Source organism: Apibacter sp. HY039 (assembly GCF_004023655.1).
GTDB classification, from domain to species: Bacteria; Bacteroidota; Bacteroidia; order Flavobacteriales; family Weeksellaceae; genus Apibacter; species Apibacter raozihei.
Map to the genome: position 1 here is coordinate 257784 of NZ_SAYM01000001.1, position 25472 is coordinate 283255.

At 33.8% G+C, this 25472-nt stretch carries 27 protein-coding genes and 1 tRNA gene; 5 read left to right on the forward strand and 23 right to left on the reverse strand.

Annotation, left to right across the window (positions count from 1 at the left end):
- Positions 1–323: 323 nt before the first annotated feature.
- The 18 genes from sufD to EQ921_RS01285 form a co-directional block, all read right to left on the reverse strand.
- Complete coding sequence (gene sufD, locus EQ921_RS01200) at positions 324–1586, reverse strand: Fe-S cluster assembly protein SufD (RefSeq protein WP_128330257.1); 1263 nt, start codon at positions 1584–1586, stop codon at positions 324–326.
- Between the two features lie 43 nt (positions 1587–1629).
- A complete protein-coding gene (gene sufC / locus EQ921_RS01205) occupies positions 1630–2364 on the reverse strand; it encodes a Fe-S cluster assembly ATPase SufC (protein ID WP_128150374.1) in 735 nt (244 codons plus the stop codon).
- A 389-nt stretch (positions 2365–2753) separates the two neighbouring features.
- On the reverse strand, positions 2754–3152 hold the full coding sequence (locus tag EQ921_RS01210) for a hypothetical protein (RefSeq protein ID WP_128330258.1): 399 nt from the start codon (positions 3150–3152) through the stop codon (positions 2754–2756).
- Between the two features lie 142 nt (positions 3153–3294).
- Complete coding sequence (locus EQ921_RS01215; protein ID WP_128330259.1) at positions 3295–3486, reverse strand: hypothetical protein; 192 nt, start codon at positions 3484–3486, stop codon at positions 3295–3297.
- Positions 3470–3784: a hypothetical protein gene (locus EQ921_RS01220; RefSeq protein WP_128330260.1), complete on the reverse strand. Its 315-nt coding sequence runs from the start codon at positions 3782–3784 to the stop codon at positions 3470–3472. The genes EQ921_RS01215 and EQ921_RS01220 overlap by 17 nt, the downstream gene beginning before the upstream one ends.
- Positions 3785–3860: 76 nt before the next feature.
- Positions 3861–4052, reverse strand: a complete 192-nt coding sequence (locus EQ921_RS01225) for a hypothetical protein (RefSeq protein WP_128330261.1) — start codon at positions 4050–4052, stop codon at positions 3861–3863.
- A gap of 433 nt (positions 4053–4485) precedes the next feature.
- On the reverse strand, positions 4486–4824 hold the full coding sequence (locus EQ921_RS01230) for a hypothetical protein (RefSeq protein ID WP_128330262.1): 339 nt from the start codon (positions 4822–4824) through the stop codon (positions 4486–4488).
- A gap of 175 nt (positions 4825–4999) precedes the next feature.
- Positions 5000–5239: a hypothetical protein gene (locus tag EQ921_RS01235; protein ID WP_128330263.1), complete on the reverse strand. Its 240-nt coding sequence runs from the start codon at positions 5237–5239 to the stop codon at positions 5000–5002.
- Between the two features lie 597 nt (positions 5240–5836).
- Entirely contained in the window at positions 5837–6376 is a 540-nt protein-coding gene (locus tag EQ921_RS01240) for a hypothetical protein (RefSeq protein WP_128330264.1), read from the reverse strand.
- A gap of 194 nt (positions 6377–6570) precedes the next feature.
- Positions 6571–6912 carry a hypothetical protein gene (locus EQ921_RS01245; RefSeq protein WP_128330265.1) on the reverse strand — a complete coding sequence of 114 codons (342 nt, stop codon included), beginning with the start codon at positions 6910–6912 and terminating at the stop codon, positions 6571–6573.
- 4 nt (positions 6913–6916) lie between these two features.
- A complete protein-coding gene (locus tag EQ921_RS01250; protein ID WP_128330266.1) occupies positions 6917–9001 on the reverse strand; it encodes a zincin-like metallopeptidase toxin domain-containing protein in 2085 nt (694 codons plus the stop codon).
- Positions 9002–9042: 41 nt separating this feature from the next.
- A complete protein-coding gene (locus tag EQ921_RS01255) occupies positions 9043–9606 on the reverse strand; it encodes a hypothetical protein (protein ID WP_128330267.1) in 564 nt (187 codons plus the stop codon).
- 4 nt (positions 9607–9610) lie between these two features.
- Positions 9611–10039 (reverse strand): M15 family metallopeptidase, encoded by a 429-nt coding sequence (locus EQ921_RS01260; RefSeq protein ID WP_128330268.1) that lies wholly within the window; start codon positions 10037–10039, stop codon positions 9611–9613.
- A gap of 79 nt (positions 10040–10118) precedes the next feature.
- Positions 10119–10457 (reverse strand): hypothetical protein, encoded by a 339-nt coding sequence (locus EQ921_RS01265; protein WP_128330269.1) that lies wholly within the window; start codon positions 10455–10457, stop codon positions 10119–10121.
- A gap of 35 nt (positions 10458–10492) precedes the next feature.
- Positions 10493–11941 carry a hypothetical protein gene (locus EQ921_RS01270; protein ID WP_128330270.1) on the reverse strand — a complete coding sequence of 483 codons (1449 nt, stop codon included), beginning with the start codon at positions 11939–11941 and terminating at the stop codon, positions 10493–10495.
- Positions 11942–12062: 121 nt separating this feature from the next.
- Positions 12063–15440, reverse strand: coding sequence for a hypothetical protein (locus tag EQ921_RS01275; RefSeq protein WP_128330271.1), 3378 nt, complete (start codon positions 15438–15440; stop codon positions 12063–12065).
- 586 nt (positions 15441–16026) lie between these two features.
- Positions 16027–16293, reverse strand: coding sequence for a hypothetical protein (locus tag EQ921_RS01280; protein ID WP_128150395.1), 267 nt, complete (start codon positions 16291–16293; stop codon positions 16027–16029).
- A gap of 72 nt (positions 16294–16365) precedes the next feature.
- Complete coding sequence (locus tag EQ921_RS01285; protein WP_128150397.1) at positions 16366–16884, reverse strand: hypothetical protein; 519 nt, start codon at positions 16882–16884, stop codon at positions 16366–16368.
- Positions 16885–17119: 235 nt separating this feature from the next.
- Between EQ921_RS01285 and EQ921_RS01290 the strand changes: the two genes are divergently transcribed.
- A complete protein-coding gene (locus tag EQ921_RS01290; protein ID WP_128150399.1) occupies positions 17120–17851 on the forward strand; it encodes a S24 family peptidase in 732 nt (243 codons plus the stop codon).
- Between the two features lie 12 nt (positions 17852–17863).
- On the opposite strand, the gene EQ921_RS01295 is transcribed toward EQ921_RS01290, so the two are convergent.
- The 3 genes from EQ921_RS01295 to EQ921_RS01305 form a co-directional block, all read right to left on the reverse strand.
- Positions 17864–19054: a TonB-dependent receptor plug domain-containing protein gene (locus EQ921_RS01295; protein WP_128330272.1), complete on the reverse strand. Its 1191-nt coding sequence runs from the start codon at positions 19052–19054 to the stop codon at positions 17864–17866.
- Positions 19055–19136: 82 nt separating this feature from the next.
- Positions 19137–21584 (reverse strand): bifunctional UDP-N-acetylmuramoyl-tripeptide:D-alanyl-D-alanine ligase/alanine racemase, encoded by a 2448-nt coding sequence (locus EQ921_RS01300; RefSeq protein ID WP_128330273.1) that lies wholly within the window; start codon positions 21582–21584, stop codon positions 19137–19139.
- Positions 21585–21597: 13 nt separating this feature from the next.
- A complete protein-coding gene (locus EQ921_RS01305; protein ID WP_128150405.1) occupies positions 21598–22212 on the reverse strand; it encodes a thymidine kinase in 615 nt (204 codons plus the stop codon).
- A gap of 73 nt (positions 22213–22285) precedes the next feature.
- Here EQ921_RS01305 and EQ921_RS01310 point away from each other — a divergent pair, with 73 nt between their 5' ends.
- From EQ921_RS01310 to EQ921_RS01320, 3 genes are read left to right on the forward strand one after another with little or no spacing between them, the layout of a single operon-like run.
- Positions 22286–22960 carry a hypothetical protein gene (locus tag EQ921_RS01310; protein ID WP_128330274.1) on the forward strand — a complete coding sequence of 225 codons (675 nt, stop codon included), beginning with the start codon at positions 22286–22288 and terminating at the stop codon, positions 22958–22960.
- A 6-nt stretch (positions 22961–22966) separates the two neighbouring features.
- Positions 22967–23638 carry a 16S rRNA (cytidine(1402)-2'-O)-methyltransferase gene (gene rsmI / locus EQ921_RS01315; protein ID WP_128150409.1) on the forward strand — a complete coding sequence of 224 codons (672 nt, stop codon included), beginning with the start codon at positions 22967–22969 and terminating at the stop codon, positions 23636–23638.
- Between the two features lie 13 nt (positions 23639–23651).
- A complete protein-coding gene (locus EQ921_RS01320) occupies positions 23652–24077 on the forward strand; it encodes an Rrf2 family transcriptional regulator (RefSeq protein WP_128150411.1) in 426 nt (141 codons plus the stop codon).
- On the opposite strand, the gene EQ921_RS01325 is transcribed toward EQ921_RS01320, so the two are convergent.
- Positions 24046–24474: an NUDIX domain-containing protein gene (locus EQ921_RS01325; RefSeq protein WP_128150413.1), complete on the reverse strand. Its 429-nt coding sequence runs from the start codon at positions 24472–24474 to the stop codon at positions 24046–24048. The two genes, EQ921_RS01320 and EQ921_RS01325, sit on opposite strands and share 32 nt — an antisense overlap.
- Positions 24475–24550: 76 nt before the next feature.
- Here EQ921_RS01325 and EQ921_RS01330 point away from each other — a divergent pair.
- A tRNA-Ala gene (locus EQ921_RS01330) sits at positions 24551–24624 on the forward strand.
- A 58-nt stretch (positions 24625–24682) separates the two neighbouring features.
- Here the strand turns inward: EQ921_RS01330 and EQ921_RS01335 are convergent.
- Complete coding sequence (locus EQ921_RS01335) at positions 24683–25246, reverse strand: flavodoxin family protein (protein WP_128330275.1); 564 nt, start codon at positions 25244–25246, stop codon at positions 24683–24685.
- Positions 25247–25472 lie beyond the last annotated feature (226 nt).

Here is a 25472-nt window from a genome sequence, read left to right on the forward strand (position 1 = left end):
ATTGCTAAGTTATTAAAAAATGATTAGACTCATTTTATTCTCATAAATATTCGTAGAATATTTGTGATACATCCTTGTACTTTGATAATAATAAAATTGGCTATATTTTCTTCTGTTTTGTTATTTATAACAACTGTAATGTTGGTTATGCTTTAAATAGTGTTTAAAAAAACAAGCCCTTTTTTTATTAACAGTATTGAAATTCAGATTTAATTTGTAATAATGCGAATGGTTAATTATTTGATTTGAAAATCAAATAATTAATTTTTAAGTAAAAAAGCTGCATGTTTTATGCAGCTTTTTTTACATATTTTAATAGTATCTTAAAAGTCGAAATCTAAAGAAACATCCAGTTTCTTAGCGATTACTTTATTAATTGTATTTTTTAATTCAGGAAGGGTAACTGTTTCCATTACGTCTGCGGCAAAAGCAAACATAAGAAGTGCTTTTGCTTCCTTTTCGTGAATTCCCCGTTGCTTCATGTAAAATAGGGCATCGTTATCCAACTGACCCACAGTACACCCATGAGAACATTTAACATCGTCTGCAAAAATTTCCAATTGTGGTTTAGTATCTATATTAGCCTTATCTGAAAGTAATACGTTGTTATTTTGCTGAAAAGCGTTGGTTTTTTGTGCAATCTCATGCACTTTTATTTTACCATTAAAAATTCCGTGCGCATTCCCATTATAAATACCCCGGTAGAGTTCGTGGCTTTCACAGTTTGGCTGATTGTGCTGTACCAGCGTATGATTTCCTACTTCTTGTCCATCTCCGATGATAGTTATTCCTTTTAAAGTTGAATTTATATTTTCACCTTTATGATCAAAGGAAAGTTCATTTCGAGTGATTTTTCCTCCAAAGGTAAACGTGTGTATATATGCCTGGCTATCTTGTTCCTGTGCAACAAAAGTACTGTCCAGTAAATTTGTTTCCGGAGCATCATCCTGTATTTTATATAAACGGAAATGAGAATTCTTCCCCACAAATATTTCCGTAACCATGTTGGTTAAGAATTCGTGTTCGGAAAGAGTATGTACTTTTGCTGTAACCGAAGCCTGCGAGTTATCTTCAACAATGAATAAGTTTCTGATAGTCTGCAAAGCTGGTCTTTCCTGAGAACTGTTAATATACAAAAGTTCCACCGGTTTTTCTTCTACGGTATTTTTAGGAACATAGATAAAAGTACCTTCCTGTGTGGAGGCTGTGTTTAATATTGTGAAATATTCCTGATTTGTAAGCGTATTGAATTTTTCTGCAAAAATCTGCTGATACTTTTCATTTTTCAATGCTTCTGAAAACGGGAGTACTATAAGTTTGTCTTTTGGATAGTTAGAAAATTCAGGAGTAAATATGCCATCTACAAAAACAATTTTGAAAGAATCCAGATTTTGTATGGAGTTTTGGCTTATTATTTCCTGAGTGGCGGGCTGATGAACTGCCGGAATGAAATTTTCCGGTTTAAATGCAGATACCCGTGTATATTTCCAATCTTCGTCTTTTTTGCTTGGAAATGCCAGCTTTTCAACAGAAGACTGTGCCTGTGTCTTTATTTTTTCTAACTCTGTATGTTGTAAAATATTCATTTCAAAAATTTAATTAGCAAGATTTTAATTGATTTATTTGGTTTTATAACCAATCGTATCCTCTTTCTTCTAATTCAAGAGCTAGTTCTTTAGTTCCGGATTTTATAATTTTTCCGTCACGGAGAACATGAACAAAATCGGGAACTATGTAATCCAGTAAACGTTGGTAATGAGTAATAACTAAAACAGCATTTTCACTGTTCTTAAGTTTATTTACCCCATTGGAAACAATACGCAGGGCATCAATATCCAGTCCGGAATCGGTTTCATCTAAAATAGCCAGTTTAGGTTCCAGCATAGCCATCTGAAATATCTCGTTTCTTTTCTTTTCTCCTCCTGAAAATCCTTCGTTAAGCGAACGGGAAAGAAAATCTTTTCTTATTTCCAGCAACTCTGATTTTTCTTTCACTTTTTTCAGAAATTCCTGAGCAGAAATATCTTCCTGTCCATGAGCTTTACGGTTAGCATTTATGGCTGATTTTAAAAAGTTAGAAACACTTACTCCCGGAATTTCAACCGGATACTGAAAAGACATAAATATTCCGGCATTGGCTCTTTCTTCTGGTGCTAGCTCCAATAAATCTGTCCCTTCAAAAAGTATACTTCCTCCAGTAACTTCATAATCATCCCGTCCGGTAATAACATTGGAAAGAGTGCTTTTACCACCTCCATTCGGACCCATAATTGCATGAATCTCACCTTTATTTATTTCCAGATTTATCCCTTTAAGAATTTCTTTACCATCTATTTCTGCATGCAGATTTTTGATTACTAACATATTTTGTTTCTTATTTTTCTTAATATTCTATTCTGTAGGCAAAGATACTATCTTTAGCTAAGCGAATAAAAAAGGGTGATAGATTTTATTTATTTTTTTATTGGAGAGATTGTTTTGTTAAACTATAAATCATTTAATAATCTCTTTTTTTATCACTTAGATATCTTTTTGATTTTCCAATGCTTGTTCTTTGTTTATCATAATTTTATTATCTTAATGTTAAAACTCTGTCTATACAAACTCCCTGTCGTTTGGAGGGAATGTCTTTTAAGTTAAATAGTCATGTTTTAACTATATTATAGATATATAATTGTATTAAAAGTTTCGCTAATAACAAAACGTAGACAAAAATAAACATCCTGAAATGTATACTTCAGGATGTTTATTAGTTAAAAATGAAAATCTAATTTCTTCTTTAATTCAAAAGTAATAGGATCAAAGGTTTTATAAGTCATAACATCCGTACCGGAACGAATAATCGGATATTCTTTTTTTCCAGGTCTATATATAAAAATAGAGGAATGAGGAATGCCTAGTTGGTGTACTAAAGGAATAAAAAGCCCGTTAAAATAACCTTTGGTTACCACCTCAAACCCATGATCCGTGATCCGGGAGCTGTACCATTCCCATTCCCTAATACTCTGAAGCCTATTTATAATATTGAAAATACCAGTTACCAACTCATCCCTATAATCACTATTTTCCAGTTGATTGGTAAATTCAACGAGCTTTCGGGGAAGCAATTTTTCCCATTTAAGACTTTCGGCACTAAGGTTTTTATTCTCCAAAAATACTATAATACTTTGTTTAAAGGCATTAAGATCGTCCTCTGGATTAGGGATGTTTTTAATTCTAAGAATATCGTATTTTTCATCAGGAAGTTCCCCGTTATTAAGTGTTAGTATCCTTTTGTTTTTCTGTCATGGCAATTTATTTTTGAATGGTTACAAATTTTTTATAAAATACTTCTTCAAAATCCTCTAAAAAAATGCTGTAAGAGGATCCCTGAAATTGAGGTAGCGGATCTCTAACATATACTCTTCCGTTTTTTATCTTGTCAACAACTATGGCATGTGCTCCAAAATCTTCATGCCAGACACTTACATTATTCTGGGATATCACTAATAGTTATAATGTACTCTCTTTTTTTAAATTTATTTAGCATAAACAAAAGATCTTTATGGTAAATTTTAAAATATACATATAATTCTTTATTAGTATACCGTGTTGGAAACAGACTGTTAAAATCATATTCAGGGTGAGCAAGTATCCATTCAAAAATACTAATTTCCTTTTTAAATGATTTAATCGTATATTTACTTATGTCTTTTGATGTATAATCTTTGTGTGTTTTAATGCTTTTTACATTTGCATAATAAATAGCTTCATGTATAGTATATAAAAGTGTTTTTTTGTCCATAATTAGAAATCTGATTTAAATATTATATTTTCTTTATTGTTTCCATAGATAAAATAGTCTCTGTAAGATAATTCATCTAATAAATTTGTTTATTAATTTCAATATTAGGCAAGTAATGACCACTTTTATTTGTTATCATTTTAATGATACCGTTTTCAATAATTATTTCACCTGCTGCTGCTACTTCTTCGCCAGCAACCAGACTGGAATGGTGGAATTTTCCAACTTCATTATATTTTGAAATGTAAATATTTCCTTTTTTAGACATAACAAATATGGCTTTATTACTTTTATCTATAAAAGATCCATTAATTGAAATGCTATCAATAGTGTTAAATAATTCTCCTTTAAAATCAACTATTTTATCATACTGTACAAAAATTTCATATTCAGATCTTTCCTGTATGGTTAAATATTTTACTTTTTTTTCAAAATCCTGTAAGCTTCCTTGTACATAAATGGATTCTAGTCTTTTTGTTTTTTTGAATAATTTTCCTGAGGCTGGTATTTTCTCAAAATAAATCCATGATTCATCAAAAACCTTTCCTTCAGTTTTAACAATTTCATTGGTTTTTCCTTTAAAAAGTTTTTCGATAAAATGTTTAAAACCGTTCCAGCCTTAGCTGCATGTTTCAACAAATATAAAAGAAAAAGCCTGATTTTATATATCAGGCTTTATAAGGTTCTATATAGCAATGGCTTTACTTGTTTCTATACATTTGCTTTACAATTTCATATTTACCTTCTTTGTTTAAAGCAATTTCGTAATGTCCGGTGTAGTGGTGGAAACTGATAGCTTCTCCTTTTTCATCATCTATCTTAATAATCCATTCTGTATATTTTCCCCAGCTATCATCCCCAACAGCTTCCGGGTCGCTGTAATCGTACCCCCCTCCCCAATTATCAATGCCTAAACGATTGTCTTCATCTGTTGCTTTTTCGAAAGTACAAAATATAGGATATTTATCGCTATGGTCTAAATTTAGATCATCATGTACCTGAGCTATTATTTTTTTTACTTGTTCTTTGGTTAAATTCATGGTTTTATTTTTTAGGATATTTGGGTACTAATTTTTCTATTTCCTTATTTTTTGTTGGTTTTATACCCCTTTTTTTACAATAATCTACATAATATAAATACGCATCTACCGTTTCAAACTCACTCCATTTATTCCGGTTTTTATAGATACGGTTCCAAACCGCTTCCTCATGCAGCTAGGGAGTTTTTTTTGAAATATCGGTATATTTTTTCCATCCCATAGTTAAAAAATCCTCTAAATGCCAATTCTCATGATGCCAGGTTATTTTAGGACAGTCAGGGCGAATGTGTAATTTCAGATTTTTCTTATTCATAGTAACTTCTAAAACCCCCATTTTATTTGTATAGAAATAAGGATGAGCATCATCAATCCAGCTTATTTGTAAATGAATACCTCTTCTTTTACACCTTAACACAGCATCATTTACATACTTAGTAAGTAGACTTGGAGGAAGAAGCTCATATCCGGCATTATCAAAAAATCGTTTCGCTTCCTGTTCAAATACCTTCGCTTCCGTTTTAACAATCTCATCGGTTTTTCTGTGAAGGAGCTTTTCGATAAAATGTTTAAAACCGTTCCAGCCATTGCTGAATGCTTCAACAAATTTAGATAAAATAAAACCAGCCGGAAAATGATTTCCGGCTGGTTTTATTTTAGTATCAGTAATCCTGTTTTTCGTATTTCCCTTTACTGTTTTTAATAATTTTTCCTTTCCATTGTCGGTGTCCTATTTCGTAAGGTTCTCCGGTCTCATCTTTTATTTTTACCCACATAATATTTCTGCCCTTCCAACCATCATCTTCAGGGAAATCAAAATGAACACTCCAATAAGGATATAAGAGAGCAATATACTCTTTAAATTTAGGGTGTTTTTTTTGTGTACTTACTTGCTCTATTTGCTTTTAAATAGTATAGTCTAAAGGAATAGCCCCTCTCTTTTCATCATAGGGCCAATCAATATTTTTCATAACCTGTAAGGCTATTTTTATTATTTCTTGCTCTGTATGTATCATTATCTAAAATTAAAATATTTATTAATTTTTAACTGTTCAATATATTCATTTTTAACATTAGGGAATTTTTTCCCTGTTCTATTCCATTGATTTATAATTTCATTTATATAATCATAAGCATCAATCAGTTCCGCATTGGTCCATTTATGAGTATCTTTAGCTTTAAAAATAGCATCAAAAACATATTTTTCCTCATCAACAATATGCATTTTAGGTAATTTATCAAGCCACACTTCCATATGAATTTTTTCATGAAAAACAGTAAGCTCCGAAGCATTGTTAGATCTTAGTATCATTACTGGGGGAGGTCCCTCGTGAAATTTACCTACCACTCCTCTTCTGTTCCAGTCTTTTAATAATTCATCGGAACGAATCCATTTTGTCTTCCCGTTTTTGGTAACCGGCAGTTTTTGGAATCCTTTTTCCTTATCAACAAGCCTGAGATCTACTCCGAGCTTTGTCTTTAATTGTTGTTTTAATAATTTTAATTCTTTTTCCGTGTACAGTCGTCTTCCCAGATGATCAAAAAGATCATCCACTCGTCGCTCCAATTCATGTAACTCATCAAGAATCTTCCCTTCCGTTATAACAATCTCATCGGTTTTTCCTTTAAAAAGTCTTTCGATAAAATAGTATAAATTTAGTTAGCTAAATTTATATGAGCTAACAAATATAAAAGAAAAAGCCTGATATGTAAAAATCAGGCTTTATTAGGTTCTGTATAGCAAAGACTTTACTTGTTTCTATACATTTGCTTTACAATTTCATATTTACCTTCTTTGTTTAAAGCAATTTCGTAATGTCCGGTGTAGCTATGTATAGCAATTGCCTCTCCTTTTGCATCATCTATGGTAATGAGCCATTCTGAGCCAGGAGATCTTAACCATTCATCCCCAACAGCTTCCGGGTCGCTGTAATCGTATCCTCCTCCCCAATAGTCAAATTTCCAATCATTATATTCGTCATTTTTATGTATAAAATTAGTTAAAATAGGATATTTATTATCATGCTCTAAGTTTAAATCCTTATGAACTTGAGCTATTATTTGTTTTACTTGTTCTTTGGTTAAATTCATACTTTTATTTTTTAGAATATTTAGGTAGTAATTTTTCTATTTTTTCATTAATGACTGGATTTACCCCATGTTTATCCTTGCAATACCATTTATAATATTTATAAGCATCTATAGTTTCAAATTCACTCCATTTATTTCGGTTTTTAAAGATGCGGTTCCAAACCGCTTCCTCATGCAGCCAGGGAGTTTTTTTTGAAATATCGGTATATTTTTTCCAGCCCATAGTTAAAAAATCCTCTAAATGCCAATTCTCATGATGCCAGGTTATTTTAGGACAGTCAGGGCGCAAATTTAATCTAAGTATTTTCTTGTTGTGTTTGCTAACATCTAACCGCCCTAAAACACTACTATTATACAAAGGATGAGCATCATCAATCCAGCTTATTTCTAAATGAATACCTCTTCTTTTACACCTTAACACAGCATCATTTACATACTTAGTCAGTAGACTTGGAGGAAGAAGCTCATATCCGGCATTATCAAAAAATCGTTTCGCTTCCTGTTCAAATACCTTTCCTTCCGTTTTGACAATCTCATCGGTTTTTCCGTGAAGGAGCTTTTCGATGAAATGTTGGAAACCGTTCCAGCCTTTCTTACATGCCTGAACAAATTTAATAATTAATATTTTACCTAGCTGCAAAAGATCCACAATACCCATGGTGGCAGTAGAGAGTACCTCGCGCGCAATAAGGTTCAAAAATTTGGTAAACTTTTGTCCCGACTGAGCAATGGCTGAGGCACCTCCGGTAAATAAAGCCATAAGTACCCCGATAACCACTTCAAACATAAATGAACCCGTAAAATAGGCATAGTCGTATTTTGTAAGACCTTTCAGTTTGTCAGTAAATACTTTCAGTACTGAAGATAGCTTATCCAATGAGAAATCTTTTACTAAGGATTGGACAGAAGAAAATAAATCAGCGGCGTTTTTGCTCAATATATCGTAAAGATCTTCCACCATTTCCATATAGGATTGATATTCCTGAATTTTTTCTCCGGTAACCTGTTTATGAGCATCGGTAACCAATACTTTCTTTACCACCCATCCGGCAATAATCAATACCATTTGCAGAAGGGAAAGAAAACCGTTAACAAAGCCCATAAGCAATGCCCGGAGCATGTACATCTGTTCAGCAGCATACCTAAGGCCTGTTTCTGTAACCTTTTTTATCAGGTTAGCTCCTTGTTGTACCAAATTCCATACATTTCGCAGAAGTGTTTTCCATTCTTCGGGAATAAGATTCCAGGAAACTTGTGAAATGCCGGAAACCAGACGATCAAAATTTTGGGAAATGAGGTTTTGAATTTTCTCCGGCAAAAGGAGCTTTGTTGTTTGTTTACTAAAATCGTACAATCCCTCTACAAAATTTTCAAAGGAAAATTCTCCTTCGGATTTTGAAGGGGTATAATCTTCTTTGGTAAATTTATGGTTTTCGATAAAGGTGTTGAGTCCTTCAGTACAATAAGAAATACCTTTTTCCAGTCCTCCGAAAAAATCCCCTAAAGTTATGCGGTCCGAACGATAAGCCACATCCATAGCAAAACGGACTCTGTTTTGAGATATAGAGACTTGCTGATCGGTTAAAAAAGAGTGTATTATGGGTATTAATTCATTGTAATTGGTAATGCGCGGACCACCGGTAATTTTATTTTGGATAGATTCCGGGTTTCCGGATTTTAAATCCTGTATAAGTGTCCGGAAAGCATTTCCGTATTTTACTATTAAAAAGGTTCCGAAAAGGTTTGATTTTTCAGAAGGGGTTTCTTCGCAGAATAAAAGCATTTGATTATCGAGAGGAGAGTCTGATTTATGAAAGCTGGATAAAACTTCAGAACCGTTTTCTTGTGGTTTATATACCGGGTAGTATGTGTAATCTTTTCCGGAATCATTATTGAAAACTGATATGGGCTTATCTAATAATAAATAGCTTCCGTCTTCGGGTTTACTTATTTCAAAAAATGGACTTACATAGGAATCTTCTTTTGGCACGGTTTCTCTATTTTCGTTTAGTCGAAACATTTGGTCAAAGAGATAATCTGTTGGATTATTTTTAATATTTCGATCATATATTTTTTCTTCTTCGGTCATAGTACTTAATTTTTTTTCTTTAATTTTACAGGAATAGCAGGTTAAATCCGGATAAATGTATAGCTGATTCCTATTCCCAGAAAGGAAGATAACCCTTGTTGGAAATTGGTTCCATATCCTGCTATAATACCTATTCCTAAGGGCTTAAAAGTATTTTTTCTTTTTTTATACAGTTCTATTTGTTGATCTTTTTCCCTACGCATATTCTCAGATATAGTCAGCTGATTAAGAGTGTTCACGTTTTGTGTATTTTGTAATAAGAGGAGACTATCTGAGAAAGTAATATGATTTTTTAATTGATGAACATCTTTTTTGCATAAGCTATCTGTATAATTATCAGTTCTTTCTTTTGTAATATATCTTATATTTTGCTTTCCTTGTATATAAATGGTTTTCACCATCTGTTTCTGCTTTTCTAAAACAGTATACACTTTTTGCAGGCTGTCATATTCTTTTTGATAAGTTTTTACCTTTGTTTTGGATATTTTAATTTCGGATTGTACCTGCTTAGTTTCAACAGAATTTTTTCCTGAGCGAAAAGCGATAGTTCCTACAGAAAAAACCAGAATAAGAATTCCTGTCCATATGCATATATTTGATTTCATAGGTTTATTTTTTTAATTCGAAATGAGGGGTATCTTTAAAAGATTTCCAGTTTCCTCCCCATTCAATCATGATGTTTAGTTTTTTTCCGGTTTGAATAATATGCTGTGCAATAGCTGTAAGTCTTTTAGCTACCTCTTCTCCTTGCACTTGTACAGCCCCTTCAAAATATGGGTAAAGATCTACGGCATAGCCGAAGCTGTCTTCTTTTAACTGATGGTTTGATTTGTTTTTAATACCGTCTGTATAGGTGACTTTAGGGCCGGGTTGTGAACGTCCTTTTGAATATAATTCCTGTTGTTCTGAGGTAGTTCGGACTCCGTTGGTAAGAGTGAAATCGTAGGGACTATTTTGTATAGCAGTTACTAAAACGGTAATGAGATCAGGGTGTATTCCTTTGAGGGTATTGTAACTGCGTTGACTAAATTTATACATGATTTTCAGATTTATAAGGTTTAATCAGGTTTAAGAACTTGTCCTTAAACCTGATTATAATTAATTGAATAAATTGGAATTAAAGGTTGAAGTGTTTGTTAATAAGTTTTTTAATAAATTCAGGGATCCAATTGATGAGTTGCTCCATTCCGTCCAGCACTTCACCGGTATAAGCTCCGGTAATGGCACATACTACCATAATGGTGTTGGTGGATACGTCCGTATATTCCTGTAATAATATTCCTACTACAATTCCGGTGATGGAAGAAATGGGAACTTTTAACAATAATCTTTTTACAGAGGTGCCTTTGTAGACTGCCCTAGCAATCATGCTCAGGCTGGTAGCAAGGATTAGAATCCCGAATCGGTTAATAAACTCCAGAATAGGTTGACCCAATTCTGTGAAATGATTTTTCATAGCGGATTTTATAAGGTTTTTTATAGGAACGCATATCAGTCTAAATACAATTCAATTCCATCTAAGCAAACCCATTGCTCATTAGTAATTGAATTCATTACCTGGACGTTTCCATTAGCTAAAATATCCACCCTTACGGCAATGTTTCCAGAGTACAAAGACGTAGCTATGAATCTTTTTTGAGGTCTGAAACCTTCGGGTAGGGTAAAGAGTACGGGTTGAGAAAAATCTTTCGTAAATTTAACTAAGCCTCTTAAAACAAGCTTACAACCTATTTTTCGGTATTGAGAATCATTGTAATAAGCACCAAAGTCTAGAATATTTTCATTTAATTTTATGTTTATCCAGCCTGAGTCTTTGGGGTTGGTATTAATCGTAACAAGTTTTCCTTTTTCAGTCACTCCTAGTGGCGTTGCTCCTTCAGTTACAGGTGTTTGGCTAGTAAACTGAGTAAAGGTTACCCCACTGTCATTAGCAGTTCTACTATTTATTTCTAAATAATCCTTTGGATTATAAGTATGGATGCCAACGTAGGTTTTAGAACCGGTCATAGCTTTGGCAACTATAGCCTCGTTGTTTTTAACACTATTGGGGGCAATAATAACTCGTGTCTCTTCATCGGTGGATTCTGTAAAAGTTCTCGTTCCTATTACCAGATTGGCTCCACCACCCCCTTGTTTAATTATGACAGAATCACCTTTTCTTGCATTTTTGTTAAAATGTCCATTATCTGTAGCAATAGCTAAATTCAAGGTAGGGTATCCAAATTTACCCATATCATTGGAAAGTAAAATACTGGGAGCAAATTTATTTTCAGCATGAAACCGGGCAATTTCATTTGATTGCGTTTGTGAGCAATTATCTCCAAAATTAACTCCGGATTCAGTAAACTTGGCTATTTGTTTATTATTTGTCTTGATGACAAAATCGGCTTTATCGGTAGTGCCGATAAAATCGGATAATGGACTGGTTTTTGAATTGCCTTTTCTACTCCATAGTGTTGCATCCGAAATGTTTTGTGACAGATAATTTAGCCAATCTTTTTCAGTACCTGTAAAGCCATTGTCTAAAGCTACCTCATAAGCAGATTTACCATCTCTTCCGTTCATTATACTTACTTCATTTTCAACCTGTAATATTTTAACTTTTACATTTTGATTTTCTTCCCAATCAGAATTATGCGTGTTCAGGTCATAAATGTCTGATAAACAAAACGTATCACGGTTTACTATTTTATAAGTATTTTTATCTTTAATTATGATTACCAAATGATAGATACCCGTATATTTTTGTTTGTCTGCCGGAAACTGGAAAGAAATTTCTTCTCCATTAATAGTGTAGTTTGGAATAAACATTGCTTCAGGCAGCTCCTGGTGGATAATTTTTATCCATATTTCAGCTTTATTGAGTTCGACTTTATAATTTTCTTTATTTTTTATTTTCCAGATAAAAAAAATGTCATTTCCTATTAAAATTTTTTTCATATAATTTTTTTAAAGAGGTTTACTGTTATCTTTTTCCTTGTAAGCAGTGAAATGAATTTTATTTAAAGGATAGTCTAAAAGTAGCCTATCGTTTAGTTATGTAAGTTTATATTTTAAACAGTTATTTTTCTATATCTTCAGTTTTAGCGCTTTCACCTACCTTTTTGTCGTTGGACGTTAAGGTTCCCATTCCTTTATCTTTATGAAAGCAAGGAAGTCCGGAAGCATCAACAGAAACTCCACTACTTTGTAGAGCTATTAAAGAAGTAGGAACGACAGTTTCCCATGTTTCTTCTACCACATATTCCTGTTCTTTTAATTCGTCCACAATAGATAAATACAAAGGATCTCCAATAATAGGAACTTCCCCGCCATTCCATATTTCCCCGGTTGCGATATAATGCATAACAGCATCTTCAAATCCGGGTTTAACTGTAACAATAACTTTAGCCATACCTGATTGCATAAAGTTTTTAAATAAGGAGTCATTGCAATCAAACTGATATAGATCGCCCCATTCTTTTTTGTTTCCCCAATAGAATGGATAGAAGGTATAGCTCATCATGTTCCACTCAAAGGCCTGTTCTAAAAATTTAGCAAGATTTCCATATTCCTCCATTTTTTGGCTACTCATGATCTGAAAATCCTGCAAGCTATGATTATCTCCATCTGAATACATTTTTTGCCCTATAGAGTCATGACCAGTTAAATAAGTTATGCAGTTTTTTCTTAAAACAGTTTGTTCAATTTGACGATAATATAAAGGATTGGTTTCCAAACGGATTTTGTTTTCCGTTTTCATTTCAGATAATCGATTATTGTATTCATCCAGCTGAGATTGGTAGGCTTCTAAGATGTTATTGAAAGTATCTAATTGCCATTCCTGATAAGCTTCTAAGGTAAGTTCACATTTTACAGACAAGCTTAACGAATATACCTTAACTCTCCAGGAATTGAATGAATATTCTAATGAATTTCTCACACTTAAATTGTTGGCGGATAAATAGTATCTTCTATGTGGAGCACCATTTTCAAGCGGGGCAGAAAACATTCTATCTGCAATGTATATAAAAGAACCACTTTGTCCGTTTCCATTTCCGTGTGATCCAGTTTTAGTTGTAGCTAACTGACCACTAAAACTAATAGCTTGATAATTTTTAGGAAGTTCTACTTTTCCATTTCCACATTCTGCCCATTCATCACCATTTTCTTTAGAATAGGAATGTGAAATAGTAATTATAGCATCTGGTACGGCTTCTACTTTTGCTTTATATCTAGAAGCCCATTTTTTATAATTTAATTTGTTTAAAACAGTGGCTTCGCTTAATCCGCACTTTCTCGGATCTATAGGTTTTTCGAGAGTATTTACATTGTCTGTTTGTGAATTATTTAGCCATAAAGTATGAAATTTAGATGGCTGAGGGACTGTAAATTCGTACATCAGACGTTTCCCGTAATTGTATATTTGGTTTCGATAAATTGCATTTATAAACCGATATACTCCGGATACATGGTGATCTCCCTTACGATTATCAAAGCCATGTTTGTTTTCCTCTGTAAATTCATTTGTGATTTTAGTGCTTGTTTCTCTCTTAATTTTAGATACAATGCGTTCCATTGCTCGTTGAGTCAGTTCTTTAGCTTCGGTTAGAGCCTGACGGTTAGATTCTTCTTTAGAATTTGAAGTGGCAAAACCTGCACCTAAATCTATTGAATAGTTTTTGCCGTATCCATAATGCACGTTAGTATTGATAGAAGAATTTCTTTGTTCCTGAATAATTTTAGCAATTTCCGATTGCATTTCAAATCGTTCAGTGGAAGATATATCAGAGATATTCTCGGTTTCAGTTTCCGAACTTTCTGTAATTAATTTCTGATTTTGCAGGAATTTTTTTGTAGCTCTTTCTTTGTATTCCCGGGCCATTATATTCTCAATGTGAGATACTTCTCCGGGATCGTAACATATGACCTCCGAAACTACTTTTTTATAATCTGCAATTCCTAATCGGGTTATGCCAAAACTTTTATAAGATGATTCTATTTGAGTTTCGTTTAGAGTTAGATAAGCAGACGTTTTTGAGTCAGGAGTTGTTGAAAAATCAAACTCGTAATGGCTGCCATTTTCAAAAATAAGTATTCCTGAGATTTTCTGATATTCTGCAGTGCTCCCCTGAATTAGTATACTAAGAATTTTTTCATCGTTACTATAACTATATTTATATTTTTGAGGTTTAGGGGTTAAAGTGTTGTCCTGAGCATTAAAAGTTAAATTTGAAAAACGATAACTTTCATTAGGTATATATATGTCAAGTTTAATATTATAATTATCAGAATCAATACTTTTATAAGCAGAGCTTTTAAAAGGAATAAATTTGTAGTCAGGTTGTGACTGTGCTAATGATGTGACGCTATTACCTACTATTGCAACTGTTTCTGTTGTTTTACTATTTGAAGAAAGATAATATTGTGCTTGTTCAATTTCATTTTTTAAGTGCGTTATTACGTCATCTGTGTCTGTAAGTTTGCATTCTTCAGAAATCTTAGATAGCTGAATTTTGTAGTTGTTTTCAGGTATTTTCTGCAATAAGGAAGAAAAATCAGAAGAACGATTTTCAAAAATAAATTCAGGCAATTCTGGTTTCTCTACCATAGGCTGATAAGTTGCTGGGTCAGCTTTATCTGTTTCTTCCTTTTGTTGAAGCATTTTGTTTTCCTGATCCTCATATGCCTTAAGTACTGGTTTTAGTTTCTTTTGATATTCTTCCTGGGCTTTAACATACAGTTTTTGGTATTCTTCTTTTTCTTTTTGATTCTGTTTTTCAACAAATGAAAGCAAAGAATTATATTCTTTAATTTGTGCTTGAGCGTCTGCTCTTTCTAAAGCTTTTTCAAATTCTATTGTTAAAAGAGGATTGGGTTTACTGATATTAACTGATTGAATATTTTTTTCTTTTTTGTAAAATTCTTTAGGAATAACAATTCTTGCTTGTGCGAGAATTGGTAGTTGGGTTGAAAAATCTGAAATATTGGTGCATTCTTTTTTGTATTTCAGAATATTTTGTAATATAAGAACATGTATTAATGATTCTTTTATATAAATTGATGAAGATGTTATGATTTGATAGTACAGTTGTTCCCATAGAAATAATTCGCTATCTGCTTTAACAGGGTTCAATCCGTTTAATTTTTCAAGGACAATGGTTTCTGGTAGATTAAATCTGTTTTGGGAAATCCATTCAGCAAGCGATAAAAAACTTTTGCCACAAAGATTTTCAATATCTTCATTCGTAGTAAATGCGTTAAAACTATCAGTTTTTTGCTTAACTGAATTTGCATTTGCACTGTTGTGAGAAGCTGATTTTATCGTATTATAAAGTTCGCTTTCAGAATTTTGCGGGTAGAAAATAAATCTGCTGTTTTGTTTCTCATTTTTTGTTAATTCCGGACTTCGTAGGCTGACAAAGCGGAATAATGTGTTTTGTTTTTTTACGTTACTCATAAAAAATGTAATTAATTTTAAGATTGATTTTTATTTGTTATGCTTACAAGGAAAATTGTATAACTCTGGTTGGTTTGTATTTGGTTTGCGAACAAGCAAACGTGTTTTATTTTATTTTTAATTATTGCTTTTTTATATTTTATTTATTTAAACATCTTTATATTATCTATTTTAAGTTTATATAAAATTGGATGATATGTAAATTATTATATTAATAATTTAATAAAATAATGTTGCTTGAACATAGCTCAATGATACTTGTGTTAGAATCATGGGGTTTTATATTTATTAAGTGAATATGCTTGCTGGTATTAAATATCTTCAAGCCGTTAGTTAGATTTTTAAAGCATAGCTTGATTTATTTCATCATTACTAAAACAGCATTTTGAGTTTAAAATCAATCCGGAAAATGTGTCAGGTGCTAAATGTATAGACTTAAAGAAGAAAAATGAAAATGAGTAGGTTTGAAAAATATTAATGAACAAGGATGGGTGTATTAAAAAGAGGTCCCTGACAAGTAATTTTTCCGGATTGATTGGATATGGTTGACTAGTAGTTTTTAATTTTTAAATGTAGGTGTATAATTTTATTTTATTTTTACTCTTACAATCGAGCCTAGCTCTTTTTCAAATCGGTATTCAGGTCTTCGCCATCTTCTCCGCTTAATTTCCGTAAGTTTGGATTTAATTTTTTCTGAAAGCTCAGGCGTTAGTTCCAAAGGATAGGAACGGTTAATAATTTTGATTTGATTTAAATGAATCATGCATCTTTCATTTAGGCTCAAAAACTTTTTCTCTTCTGTATCGTAAGATAGACAAGTTCGTAAATCTTCAATTTTTATTTTTTTTCTCATAGGAATCATATTAAGGTTGTTTTTTCGTCTCTGCGTACTAATTCTTGTAATAAATATTCTCTTTGTGCTGTTTTAAGCAATCGGTCCTCTCTGTTTTCGGAAGTTTGTATTTCGTAACTTAAAAGACCCACTCTTTTTACGAGATTCCTTTCCGGTACCTGTTGAATTTGATAACGGATAAGGTAATAGGGATTGTTTTTCATGGACTTTTATATTAAGTTGATTAAGAATGCCAGGATTAATATAGTTCCAGTCAGATGGTGAAAAATGAGTAAGCTCTTCGAAGCCGGCAGATAGGAATAAAGACATGTCTTTATTTATATTTGCTGTATTTGTATTCACTCCGGCTTTTTTAATCAATTCATTGATTTTTAAACTCCAGGAATATTTCCACCAGTTCCAGAACAGAGAAGAAGATAAAAGAATATTGACATCCCTTTTCCAGTTTACCCTATTGTTTTTCTGGCAGAAGGTTTCAGCATATTTACATCCGCAAGTAAAAAGCATTTCATTATAAGCTACTGAGGTAATTTCAGATAATCGGCAGAAATGATAGTTGGTTTCTTCAATAAAATTAGTTTTTGTTAACATGGCATTATGGTTTTTCAATATTTCACAAATACGTTTGTATTTTTTAGGTTTTTAATTATATCTCAAAAATGTGATTTTAAATTGTATTTAATTGTTAATCAGTTGTTTGATTTTATTATTTTTTTTAATGATTTAATTTATAATTAATTATCTTATTATTTCAAAATTGTTTAGTAATTTTGTCAAACAATCATGAGGCAAATATACAAACATATTTGATAAAATACAAACAAAGATGAAAATTAATACAACTTTTTTTGAAAGAATCGTGCAACTTTTAGAGTATAAAGGATTTAGAAGTGTAAATGATTTCTCAGTTAATGGTCTGGGATATAGCTCTTCAGAAAAAATAAACCGATTAAAAAAGTTAGGAGCCAAGCCTTCATTCGATATTTTAGAAGATATTGCAAACAAGTTTGAAGATGTAAATGTGAACTGGCTTTTAACAGGCAAAGAATCCATGCTTAAATCTGAAGGGAAAGAACTCGCAGGTCAGCCTTTTTATGCTGCGCCTATCAGTATTCATCGAAAAACAATAGATCCTATTCAGGATTTGCAGGATGTTCCTTTATACGATTTGGAAGCAACAGCAGGTTTGGTTGAACTTTTTAAGGGAACACCCAGTGATGCAGTTCTTGACAGAATACGTATTCCAGGAATTGCAAATTGTGACGGAGGTGTGTATGTGAAGGGCGATTCTATGTATCCCTTACTTAAAAGCGGCGATATTGTCCTTTATAAAGAGATAAGTGTAGAACGCATATTTTGGGGAGAAATGTACCTGCTTTCTATAAAAATAGATGAATGGAGTGAATATATAACTGTTAAATTTGTGCAAAAATCAGAGTTGGGAGAAGAGTATGTAAAATTAGTTTCACAAAATCAACATCATCAGCCCAAAGACATACCCGTTGAGCAAATCACAGCGATAGCCCTGATTCGTGCCAGTATAAGAATCCATAACTAAGGATTCCGGTTATTATCCTTTCACAACAAAAGTTGCTGTAGATTTTGGTTTGGCGTTTTCTTTGTCTGATTTTTTTTGAGATTTGCCTGTTGACTCTCGGATGATGTTTTGTAATAAATTTCCGGATTTGGAGTTAATTACCAAAGCTCCCTCTGAAGCTTTATTTCCATAAAGCGGCGTGGCTGCATTACCCTTGATAAAGGATATAGAATCAATATCCTCCGGATTAAGTCTTCTCACAATAGCCATATATAAATCAGTCCGCTCAATTCTCGTTCCATCAATAACATATAAAGGCTGAGCCTGCTCAGGATAATTTTTACTAATAAGCAATGCATCATATACATAGTTGGAATGATTCGGATAATATAAACGAACAATATCAGAATTGCTTTGTTGTATTTTTTCGGAAACATTTATTACTTCCGGTTTGGGAGCATTAACTTTTATGTCTTCCTGGTTTGCCACTTGAATGGATTGAATGTCAGATATCTTTATTTCTTTAAAATCTTGTTTTGCATTAACAGGTACGCCGTTTATTACAATATGTGATTGGGTATCCGGCTTTTCAGGAGAAAAATCCGGTGTCTCTTGAGAGTCTTCTATATTCCTGGAGGACTTTTCAATTGATGGAATTGACGGTTCTTTTATATTCTGAATTTCTGTATTTTTTTCCTGGGCTGAAATCGTTTCAGACTGAGTGTTTGAATCCGCAGGCTGATTGTTTTCTACAAAAGTAGATGTTCCTGTTTCAGTATCTTCTTCCTTTATATTTTTAGCTTGATAAGCAAAGGCCTGAGGCTGATCGGACGAAACAAAATTGCCTTCAGAAGTAAGATATATATAATCTCCGGAAATATCATCTTTGGATGATTCGGTAGTGGTACTCAATTGTACTTCTGTATTATTTTTTACAGATACTGGTTCTGAAACTTTTGGATGTAGTGTTTCGGCTGTTAAGTCAGTAGTTTCAATTTTGGTGCTTGCTTCTACCGACGGATTATTTTCTTCTGTTTGTATTTCTGTTTTTTCAAAAGCAGTTTCTGTTTTTGCAGGCTCTTCTTGCTGTGGAGACGAAGCTTGTTTAGCTTCTTTAGACTGACAGCTTTGTAATAAGTATAAGCTGAATGCTAAAAGAAAAGCTGCGGATAATTTGATTAAAGATCGAGTGTTTAGTTTTTGAGTAACAGTTGAGATAAACATTTTGTAATTAATTATTTAAGTTTTAAAATTTGCGATAAATGTAGAAAAAAATTATGATATATAATAATTATATATCCGATAATTATTCTCTATAATAAATTCGCTTGACTCTGGGAGAAATAGAGGTAAGTATTTCGTAAGGTATTGTCTCACACCATTCAGCATATTCTTTCAACCCCGGATTTTCTCCCAATATAACCACTGAATCACCTTCTTTGCAGGGAATGGCAGTAACATCAATCATCAGCATATCCATACAAACAGTTCCTACTATCGGAGCTTTTTTCCCAGAAACGGTTACATATCCTTTTTCATTTCCAACCATTCTCCGGATACCATCTGCATAGCCTATCGGTAAAGTAGCTATAGAAGATTTTCTTTGGGCTTTAAATCTTCTCCCGTATCCAATGGTTTCACCTGTGTCCAGAATATGAATATTTGAGATGACCGTTTTCAGGGTAGCTACATTCTCCAGTTTTTTAAATGCTTTATCATTTTCAATATAACCATACATACCAATTCCCAGCCGTACAGCATCGAACTGATATTCCGGGTAATTAATAATTCCCGGGGAATTGGAAATATGTAATAAAGGTTTATAACCTAAAATATCAATTATAATTTCATAGGACGATCTAAGTCTTTTCGCTTGTAAGCGGGTAAAATCTTCTTCCTGTTCAGGCATATCCGAGGCTGCGAAATGACTGAAAACAGATTTAACTTCTACAAAAGGATTATTTTTGAGTTTCAGAGCCAGCTCTTCTACTTCTTCAGGTAAAAATCCCAGACGATGCATACCGGTGTCTATTTTTATATGAATCGGATATTTTTCGGAAATAGACTTTTCTTTTATTTTCCTTATAAATTTTTCCAGTACGCGGAAACTGTATATTTCGGGTTCAAGGCTGTTGTCAATTACTGAATCATAACTGCTGATTTCAGGATTCATAACCATAATAGGAAGGTAAATACCTTTTTCACGAAGTAAAGCTCCTTCGTCTGCATATGCAACAGCCAGATAATCTATATGATAATATTGGAGAACTTCGGCAACTTCAAAACTTCCAAGTCCGTACGAAGAGGCTTTAACCATTCCTATTATTTTTGTTTCAGGCTTTAAAAGGCTTTTAAAATAATTTACATTCGTCATCAAAGCATGCAGGTCCACTTCCAATATGGTGTCATGAGTCTGCATTTCCAGATGAGAAGCAATTTTTTCCAGGCTAAATTTACGTGCTCCCTTTATAAGTATTGCTGTATCTCTTACCGGATGAGTATCCAGAAATTCTGTAATTTCCTGCTGAGATGAGAATAGTTGTGGTTGGGCTGTAAATAAATGCTGGTATTCTTTTATATTATCTCCTATCAGGAAAAGATTATCAACAATAAAAGAATTTACCAGTTTGGAAATGTTGTGATATAATTCTTTTACGGGTGTGTGGGATTGCAGAATATCTGATAATATTAATGCTTTTTTAGGTTTGTTCTGAAGAGATAAGAAATTGAGAGCAATTTCGAGCGATTTATAATCGGAATTAAATGAATCATTAATAATTACGTTGTTATTCAGTCCTTTTATTATTTCCAGGCGCATGGAGACAGACTGAAGCTGACTGAATTTTTCCTTTATAAATTTAAAGTCAAATTGTAATTCATTTAAAATGGCTACCAGGCACAAAATGTTTTGCACAGAAGCTTCATCCGTGAATGCTATGGATAATGTTAGGAGTTTATCGAAAACCTTTATTTTTAACTCTCTTCCGGAAGAAGTAATCTGAGAGTCTATTAATTCAATGTCAGCATTTTTTAATCCGAAAGAAATGAGCTTTCTATCACTATAGTTGCTGTTGATTTGCGCTTTAATTTTTTCTTCAGCCGGATATATTATGACGGGTGATTTTCTAAAAAGCTTTATTTTTTCAGATATCTGTTCTTCTTTATTTTGAAAATATTCAGAATGAGCAGAAAGTACATTGGTTAATACACCATAGGTAGGATGAAGCATTTTTTCCTGTTTGAGCATTTCTCCGGGTTGAGAAATACCCACTTCAAATATACCCAGTGTATTTTCTTCTCCAGACTGAAGAATTGAGACAGGCAGGCCTATTTGAGAATTGAAACTCTTCGGGCTTCTTACAATATTATATTCTTCCCAAATACACTGATAAAGCCATTCTTTTACTATGGTTTTGCCATTGCTCCCGGTTATGCCTATTGTGGGGAAACTGAATTGATCCCTATGAAAAGCCGCCCATTTTTGAAGTGCTTGTAGCGGGTCCTTAACGATTAGATAAACAGCATCTTCGTGAAATATCGGAATATGCCTGCAAACAAAAATACGGATGCTTTTCGCGTACGCTTCTTCTATAAACGAATGTCCGTCATGTATTCCGGATATAGCAAAAAAAACTCCGTCCTGCGGAGCAATGATGCATCTGCTGTCGTAAAACAATTGTGTGATACAGGCATCGGGCTTGCCTACAATTTCTGCATCTACAATTTTTGCTAGTTCTAAAACGGAATATTTCATTTCAGCCTTTTGTTTAGGTTTTCGTATTGTTTTTTGCTTCTTGTTCTTTTTCTTTATTGAGCGCTTCCCAAAAAGCCTGGCGGCTTAAAGGCTCGTATTTGTCTTTTTCACCCAGTTCCACCAGTTTTTTACCTGAGGAAATACGATGTGAATAGTTGGCAAGATTACCTGTTTTTACACAAATAGCATGTACCTTGGTTACATATTCGGCTGTAGCCATAAGGTTGGGCATAGGACCAAAAGGCCTGCCCATGAAATCCATATCGAGCCCGGCGACAATCACTCGTTTTCCGTCATTTGCGAGCAGGTTGCAGACATCTACAATGTTTTCGCTGAAGAACTGAGCTTCGTCTATGCCCACCACATCACAGTCTGCTGCCAGCAAGGGAATTTCCATAGGGTTGTCAATTGGAGTGCTGGGAATGGAATTCTCATCATGGGAAACTACTTCATTTTCATCATACCGGACATCTAGGGAAGGTTTGAATATCTCAACTTTCTGCCGGGCAAACCGTGCTCGATTTAATCTGCGGATGAGTTCTTCCGTTTTTCCGGAAAACATAGACCCACAGATTACTTCAATCCAACCGGTTTGTTTAGTGCTATTTATTGTATTTTCAAGAAACATTTGTAAATTTCGGACGTTAAAAGAAAAATTTTTTACAAAAGTAGAAATTAAGTAACAGATTAAAAAGCAAATTATGGAGTCGAAGGAATTATTTCAAAAACAGGTACTGGAAGATATCAAGGCTATAGCAAAAGATTTAAGTATGGTTCATAGCTTTTCGGGGTTGTTGGCTCATCAACAGAAAATCCAGAATCTGTATGAAAAATATATATTTTTAAAACAATTACATACTTCTCGATATGAGCATTTTATGGAAGGAACGGTCCTGCCTGAAATGGAAAAGAATAACGTGAAAGAAGCAATTGCTGTTGATAAGAGGGATTTTCAGGAAATGCAGCCGGTTGAAGAAGTTAGTAAAATAACAGAAGCATCAGCAGAAAAAATCATAGCCGGTGCGGAGCTGAAAGTTTTGGAGGATGAAAAGCCCGCAGAGGTGAATGAGGCCAAACCTGCAAAGGAAAGTTTAAAACCTTTGGGTATTCAGATTGCAGAAGTTAAGCCTGTGGAAAAGGATCGTAAACTAAATCCGGTAAAGCTCGATTTTAATGATTCAATAGCATTTATCAGTCAATTATTCGGAGGAAATAAATCTTATATGGATGCGGAGTTTGTATTACTTAACGAAACCCGATCGATGGTAGAAGCTAAAAAGTGGATGGAAGAAATGTTTCATAAATATAACTGGAGAGATAAAGAGGAATACGTAGAAAGATTATCGGCTCTTATTGTTCATCGTTTTGAATCGTAATTGTTCATGAGCGGAAAATTATATTTGGTGCCTACTCCGGTAGGTAATCTGGAAGATATTACCCTTCGTGCCCTAAGGATACTGAAGGAAGTGGATTTAATTCTTGCAGAGGATACCCGTACATCGGGGAAGCTTCTGAAGCATTATGAAATACAGGTGCCTATGCAATCGTACCATTTGCATAACGAACATCAGAAAACGGAATATTTTACAGAGCAAATGCTGTCGGGCAAGCACTTGGCTTTGATTACAGATGCGGGTACTCCGGGAATTTCTGATCCGGGGTATATGCTGGCAAAATCCTGCATTGACCACGGGGTGGTATTGGAATGCCTGCCGGGAGCCACTGCTTTTGTTCCGGCATTGGTGGTATCCGGGCTACCTTCGCATGAATTTATTTTTGCCGGTTTTTTGCCTCATAAAAAAGGGAGGCAAAGTAAGCTGAAAGAGCTGGCGGAAGAAAAAAGAACCGTTATGTTGTATGAAAGTCCGCATAAAATAACGGCTACGTTGGGGCAGGTAGCAGAATATTTTGGTGCGGAGCGGAGAGTAAGTATCAGTCGTGAAATTTCCAAGATGTACGAAGAAACGTTGAGGGGAACAGCGGTTGAAATTTACGAATTATGCAAGCAAAAACCACTGAAAGGTGAAATAGTTTTAGTAATTGAAGGAAAATAGTTATATTTAAAGAATGATATCTAATCGGTGTAAGTATGCTTTAAAAGCATTAATCTACATAGCGAGGCAGGAAGAGGATAAAAGTGTGTTCTCATCAGAAATTTCCAAAGATGAAAATATTCCTAAAAAGTTTTTGGAAAATATTCTCAGAGATTTAAAAAATGCCCAGTTTCTTACCAGTAAAAGGGGAGCCAAAGGAGGGTATCGTTTAAACAAAGATCCGGAAGAAGTTACACTGATAGAAATAATACGGATTATGGATGGTCCTATTGCTTTATTGCCTTGTGTTTCGCTTATGTACCATCAGCCTTGTGATACGTGCTCTACAGAGGAAAACTGCACGATACGTGATGTATTTATCGAGGTGCGGGACGCTACGCTGTCCATCTATCGAAAAACCACTTTAGCTAAGCTTGCCGGTCTTCCTTTGTGTCATTAAAAAGAAGATTAAAAAGTTGCAGCACGCCCGGTACCTGAGCTTTTTCCTTTTTATAGGTTTCCAGGTCAAAAAAACGAAGTTCTTCTATTTCTTTGGAAGGGGTTGGCTTTTCTTCAGGTAGTAATTTGTATTTGAAACATTCCTGTTCCATACTGATGTTTTGTTTTTCACCGTAGGCAGGAGCAGTGATATGGCAGAAGTAACTCAAACGGTTAACGTCTAAGGTAACATTTATTTCTTCTTGTATTTCCCGTACTAAAGCTTGCAAGGCTGTTTCGCCTTTTTCTATCTTTCCTCCGGGCAAATACCAGGCTTTTTTGTTTGTACTGTAAGCCAGAAGTATTGAGTTTTTATTACAAATCAGTAATCCCGAGGTATGGAGTAGTTGAGGTTTCATAGATAAAAAAATGAAGCATAAAGGTAATAACTTTTTGTTTAGTATGTAAAAATGTTTACTTTTGCATGAAAATTCAGGGGCTGTAGCTCAGTTGGCTAGAGTGTTAGACTGGCAGTCTAAAGGTCGTGGGTTCGAGCCCCATCAGCTCCACATAATTATAAGTTAACAAAAAACACCGGACTTTATAGTCCGGTGTTTTTTGTTATTATCAGCGAATAAATTGCGTGGTGATTTCAGCCACTCTTTTTCCCAGGTATTGAGCGGTATCCAGATCGTCTTTCCCAGGAGTTACTTCTGGGCTGTCATCGTCTGACTGAGCCATAGAGCCCAGCCAGCTACCCAAACGATTTAAATTTTTTGTTGGAACATTATTCTTTTCATTGGCAGGATGTAAGTCCAGTCCGGTCCATATCATTCCATGCTGAGCAGCAAATAAGGCTATGGTTATCAGAGAGTTTAACTTATCTCCGCTAAATGCTCCTGAATTGGTAAACCCGGCAGCTATTTTATTTCTCCATTTAAACTCCAGCCAGGCAGCTTTAGTAGAATCTTCAAAAAATTTTTTCAGTCCTGAACTTATTGTTCCGTTGTAAGTCGGTGAGCCAAATATAATGGCATCGCTTTTTTCTAAAAGATCCCATTTAATTTCTGTATCATCAACTGAAATTAAGTGAACGGTTGTGTCTTCGTTTATTTGTGCTCCTTTGGCAACTGCCTGTGCCAGTTTGGCTGTATGTCCGTATACACTGTGGTAAACTATGGATATTGTCATTTTTATTTTTTTAATGGGTTAGAGATACAAATTTATTGTAATTTAAAGTTTATAGGATTACCCTAATTACAGGATTTTTAACCTGTATTACAGTTTTTAGTCCGTAATGGATAATGTTTGAAAAGGCTGTCAGAAAAGGTTATTCATTTTATGCTTGTATGTTCATATAGGTATATGTCTCAATTAACCAATCGTGCTGAAATAAACGGGAATTTAAAACCGTTAT

Bases quoted from the DNA above. Each gene is read 5' to 3' on its own strand.
- sufD (WP_128330257.1), bottom strand. From the start codon at position 1,586: ATGAATATTTTACAACATACAGAGTTAGAAAAAATAAAGACACAGGCA.
- sufC (WP_128150374.1), bottom strand. From the start codon at position 2,364: ATGTTAGTAATCAAAAATCTGCATGCAGAAATAGATGGTAAAGAAATT.
- EQ921_RS01220 (WP_128330260.1), bottom strand. From the start codon at position 3,784: ATGGACAAAAAAACACTTTTATATACTATACATGAAGCTATTTATTAT.
- EQ921_RS01225 (WP_128330261.1), bottom strand. From the start codon at position 4,052: ATGTCTAAAAAAGGAAATATTTACATTTCAAAATATAATGAAGTTGGA.
- EQ921_RS01230 (WP_128330262.1), bottom strand. From the start codon at position 4,824: ATGAATTTAACCAAAGAACAAGTAAAAAAAATAATAGCTCAGGTACAT.
- EQ921_RS01245 (WP_128330265.1), bottom strand. From the start codon at position 6,912: ATGAATTTAACCAAAGAACAAGTAAAACAAATAATAGCTCAAGTTCAT.
- EQ921_RS01250 (WP_128330266.1), bottom strand. From the start codon at position 9,001: ATGACCGAAGAAGAAAAAATATATGATCGAAATATTAAAAATAATCCA.
- EQ921_RS01255 (WP_128330267.1), bottom strand. From the start codon at position 9,606: ATGAAATCAAATATATGCATATGGACAGGAATTCTTATTCTGGTTTTT.
- EQ921_RS01260 (WP_128330268.1), bottom strand. From the start codon at position 10,039: ATGTATAAATTTAGTCAACGCAGTTACAATACCCTCAAAGGAATACAC.
- EQ921_RS01265 (WP_128330269.1), bottom strand. From the start codon at position 10,457: ATGAAAAATCATTTCACAGAATTGGGTCAACCTATTCTGGAGTTTATT.
- EQ921_RS01270 (WP_128330270.1), bottom strand. From the start codon at position 11,941: ATGAAAAAAATTTTAATAGGAAATGACATTTTTTTTATCTGGAAAATA.
- EQ921_RS01275 (WP_128330271.1), bottom strand. From the start codon at position 15,440: ATGAGTAACGTAAAAAAACAAAACACATTATTCCGCTTTGTCAGCCTA.
- EQ921_RS01280 (WP_128150395.1), bottom strand. From the start codon at position 16,293: ATGAGAAAAAAAATAAAAATTGAAGATTTACGAACTTGTCTATCTTAC.
- EQ921_RS01285 (WP_128150397.1), bottom strand. From the start codon at position 16,884: ATGTTAACAAAAACTAATTTTATTGAAGAAACCAACTATCATTTCTGC.
- EQ921_RS01290 (WP_128150399.1), top strand. From the start codon at position 17,120: ATGAAAATTAATACAACTTTTTTTGAAAGAATCGTGCAACTTTTAGAG.
- EQ921_RS01295 (WP_128330272.1), bottom strand. From the start codon at position 19,054: ATGTTTATCTCAACTGTTACTCAAAAACTAAACACTCGATCTTTAATC.
- EQ921_RS01300 (WP_128330273.1), bottom strand. From the start codon at position 21,584: ATGAAATATTCCGTTTTAGAACTAGCAAAAATTGTAGATGCAGAAATT.
- EQ921_RS01305 (WP_128150405.1), bottom strand. From the start codon at position 22,212: ATGTTTCTTGAAAATACAATAAATAGCACTAAACAAACCGGTTGGATT.
- EQ921_RS01310 (WP_128330274.1), top strand. From the start codon at position 22,286: ATGGAGTCGAAGGAATTATTTCAAAAACAGGTACTGGAAGATATCAAG.
- rsmI (WP_128150409.1), top strand. From the start codon at position 22,967: ATGAGCGGAAAATTATATTTGGTGCCTACTCCGGTAGGTAATCTGGAA.
- EQ921_RS01320 (WP_128150411.1), top strand. From the start codon at position 23,652: ATGATATCTAATCGGTGTAAGTATGCTTTAAAAGCATTAATCTACATA.
- EQ921_RS01325 (WP_128150413.1), bottom strand. From the start codon at position 24,474: ATGAAACCTCAACTACTCCATACCTCGGGATTACTGATTTGTAATAAA.
- EQ921_RS01335 (WP_128330275.1), bottom strand. From the start codon at position 25,246: ATGACAATATCCATAGTTTACCACAGTGTATACGGACATACAGCCAAA.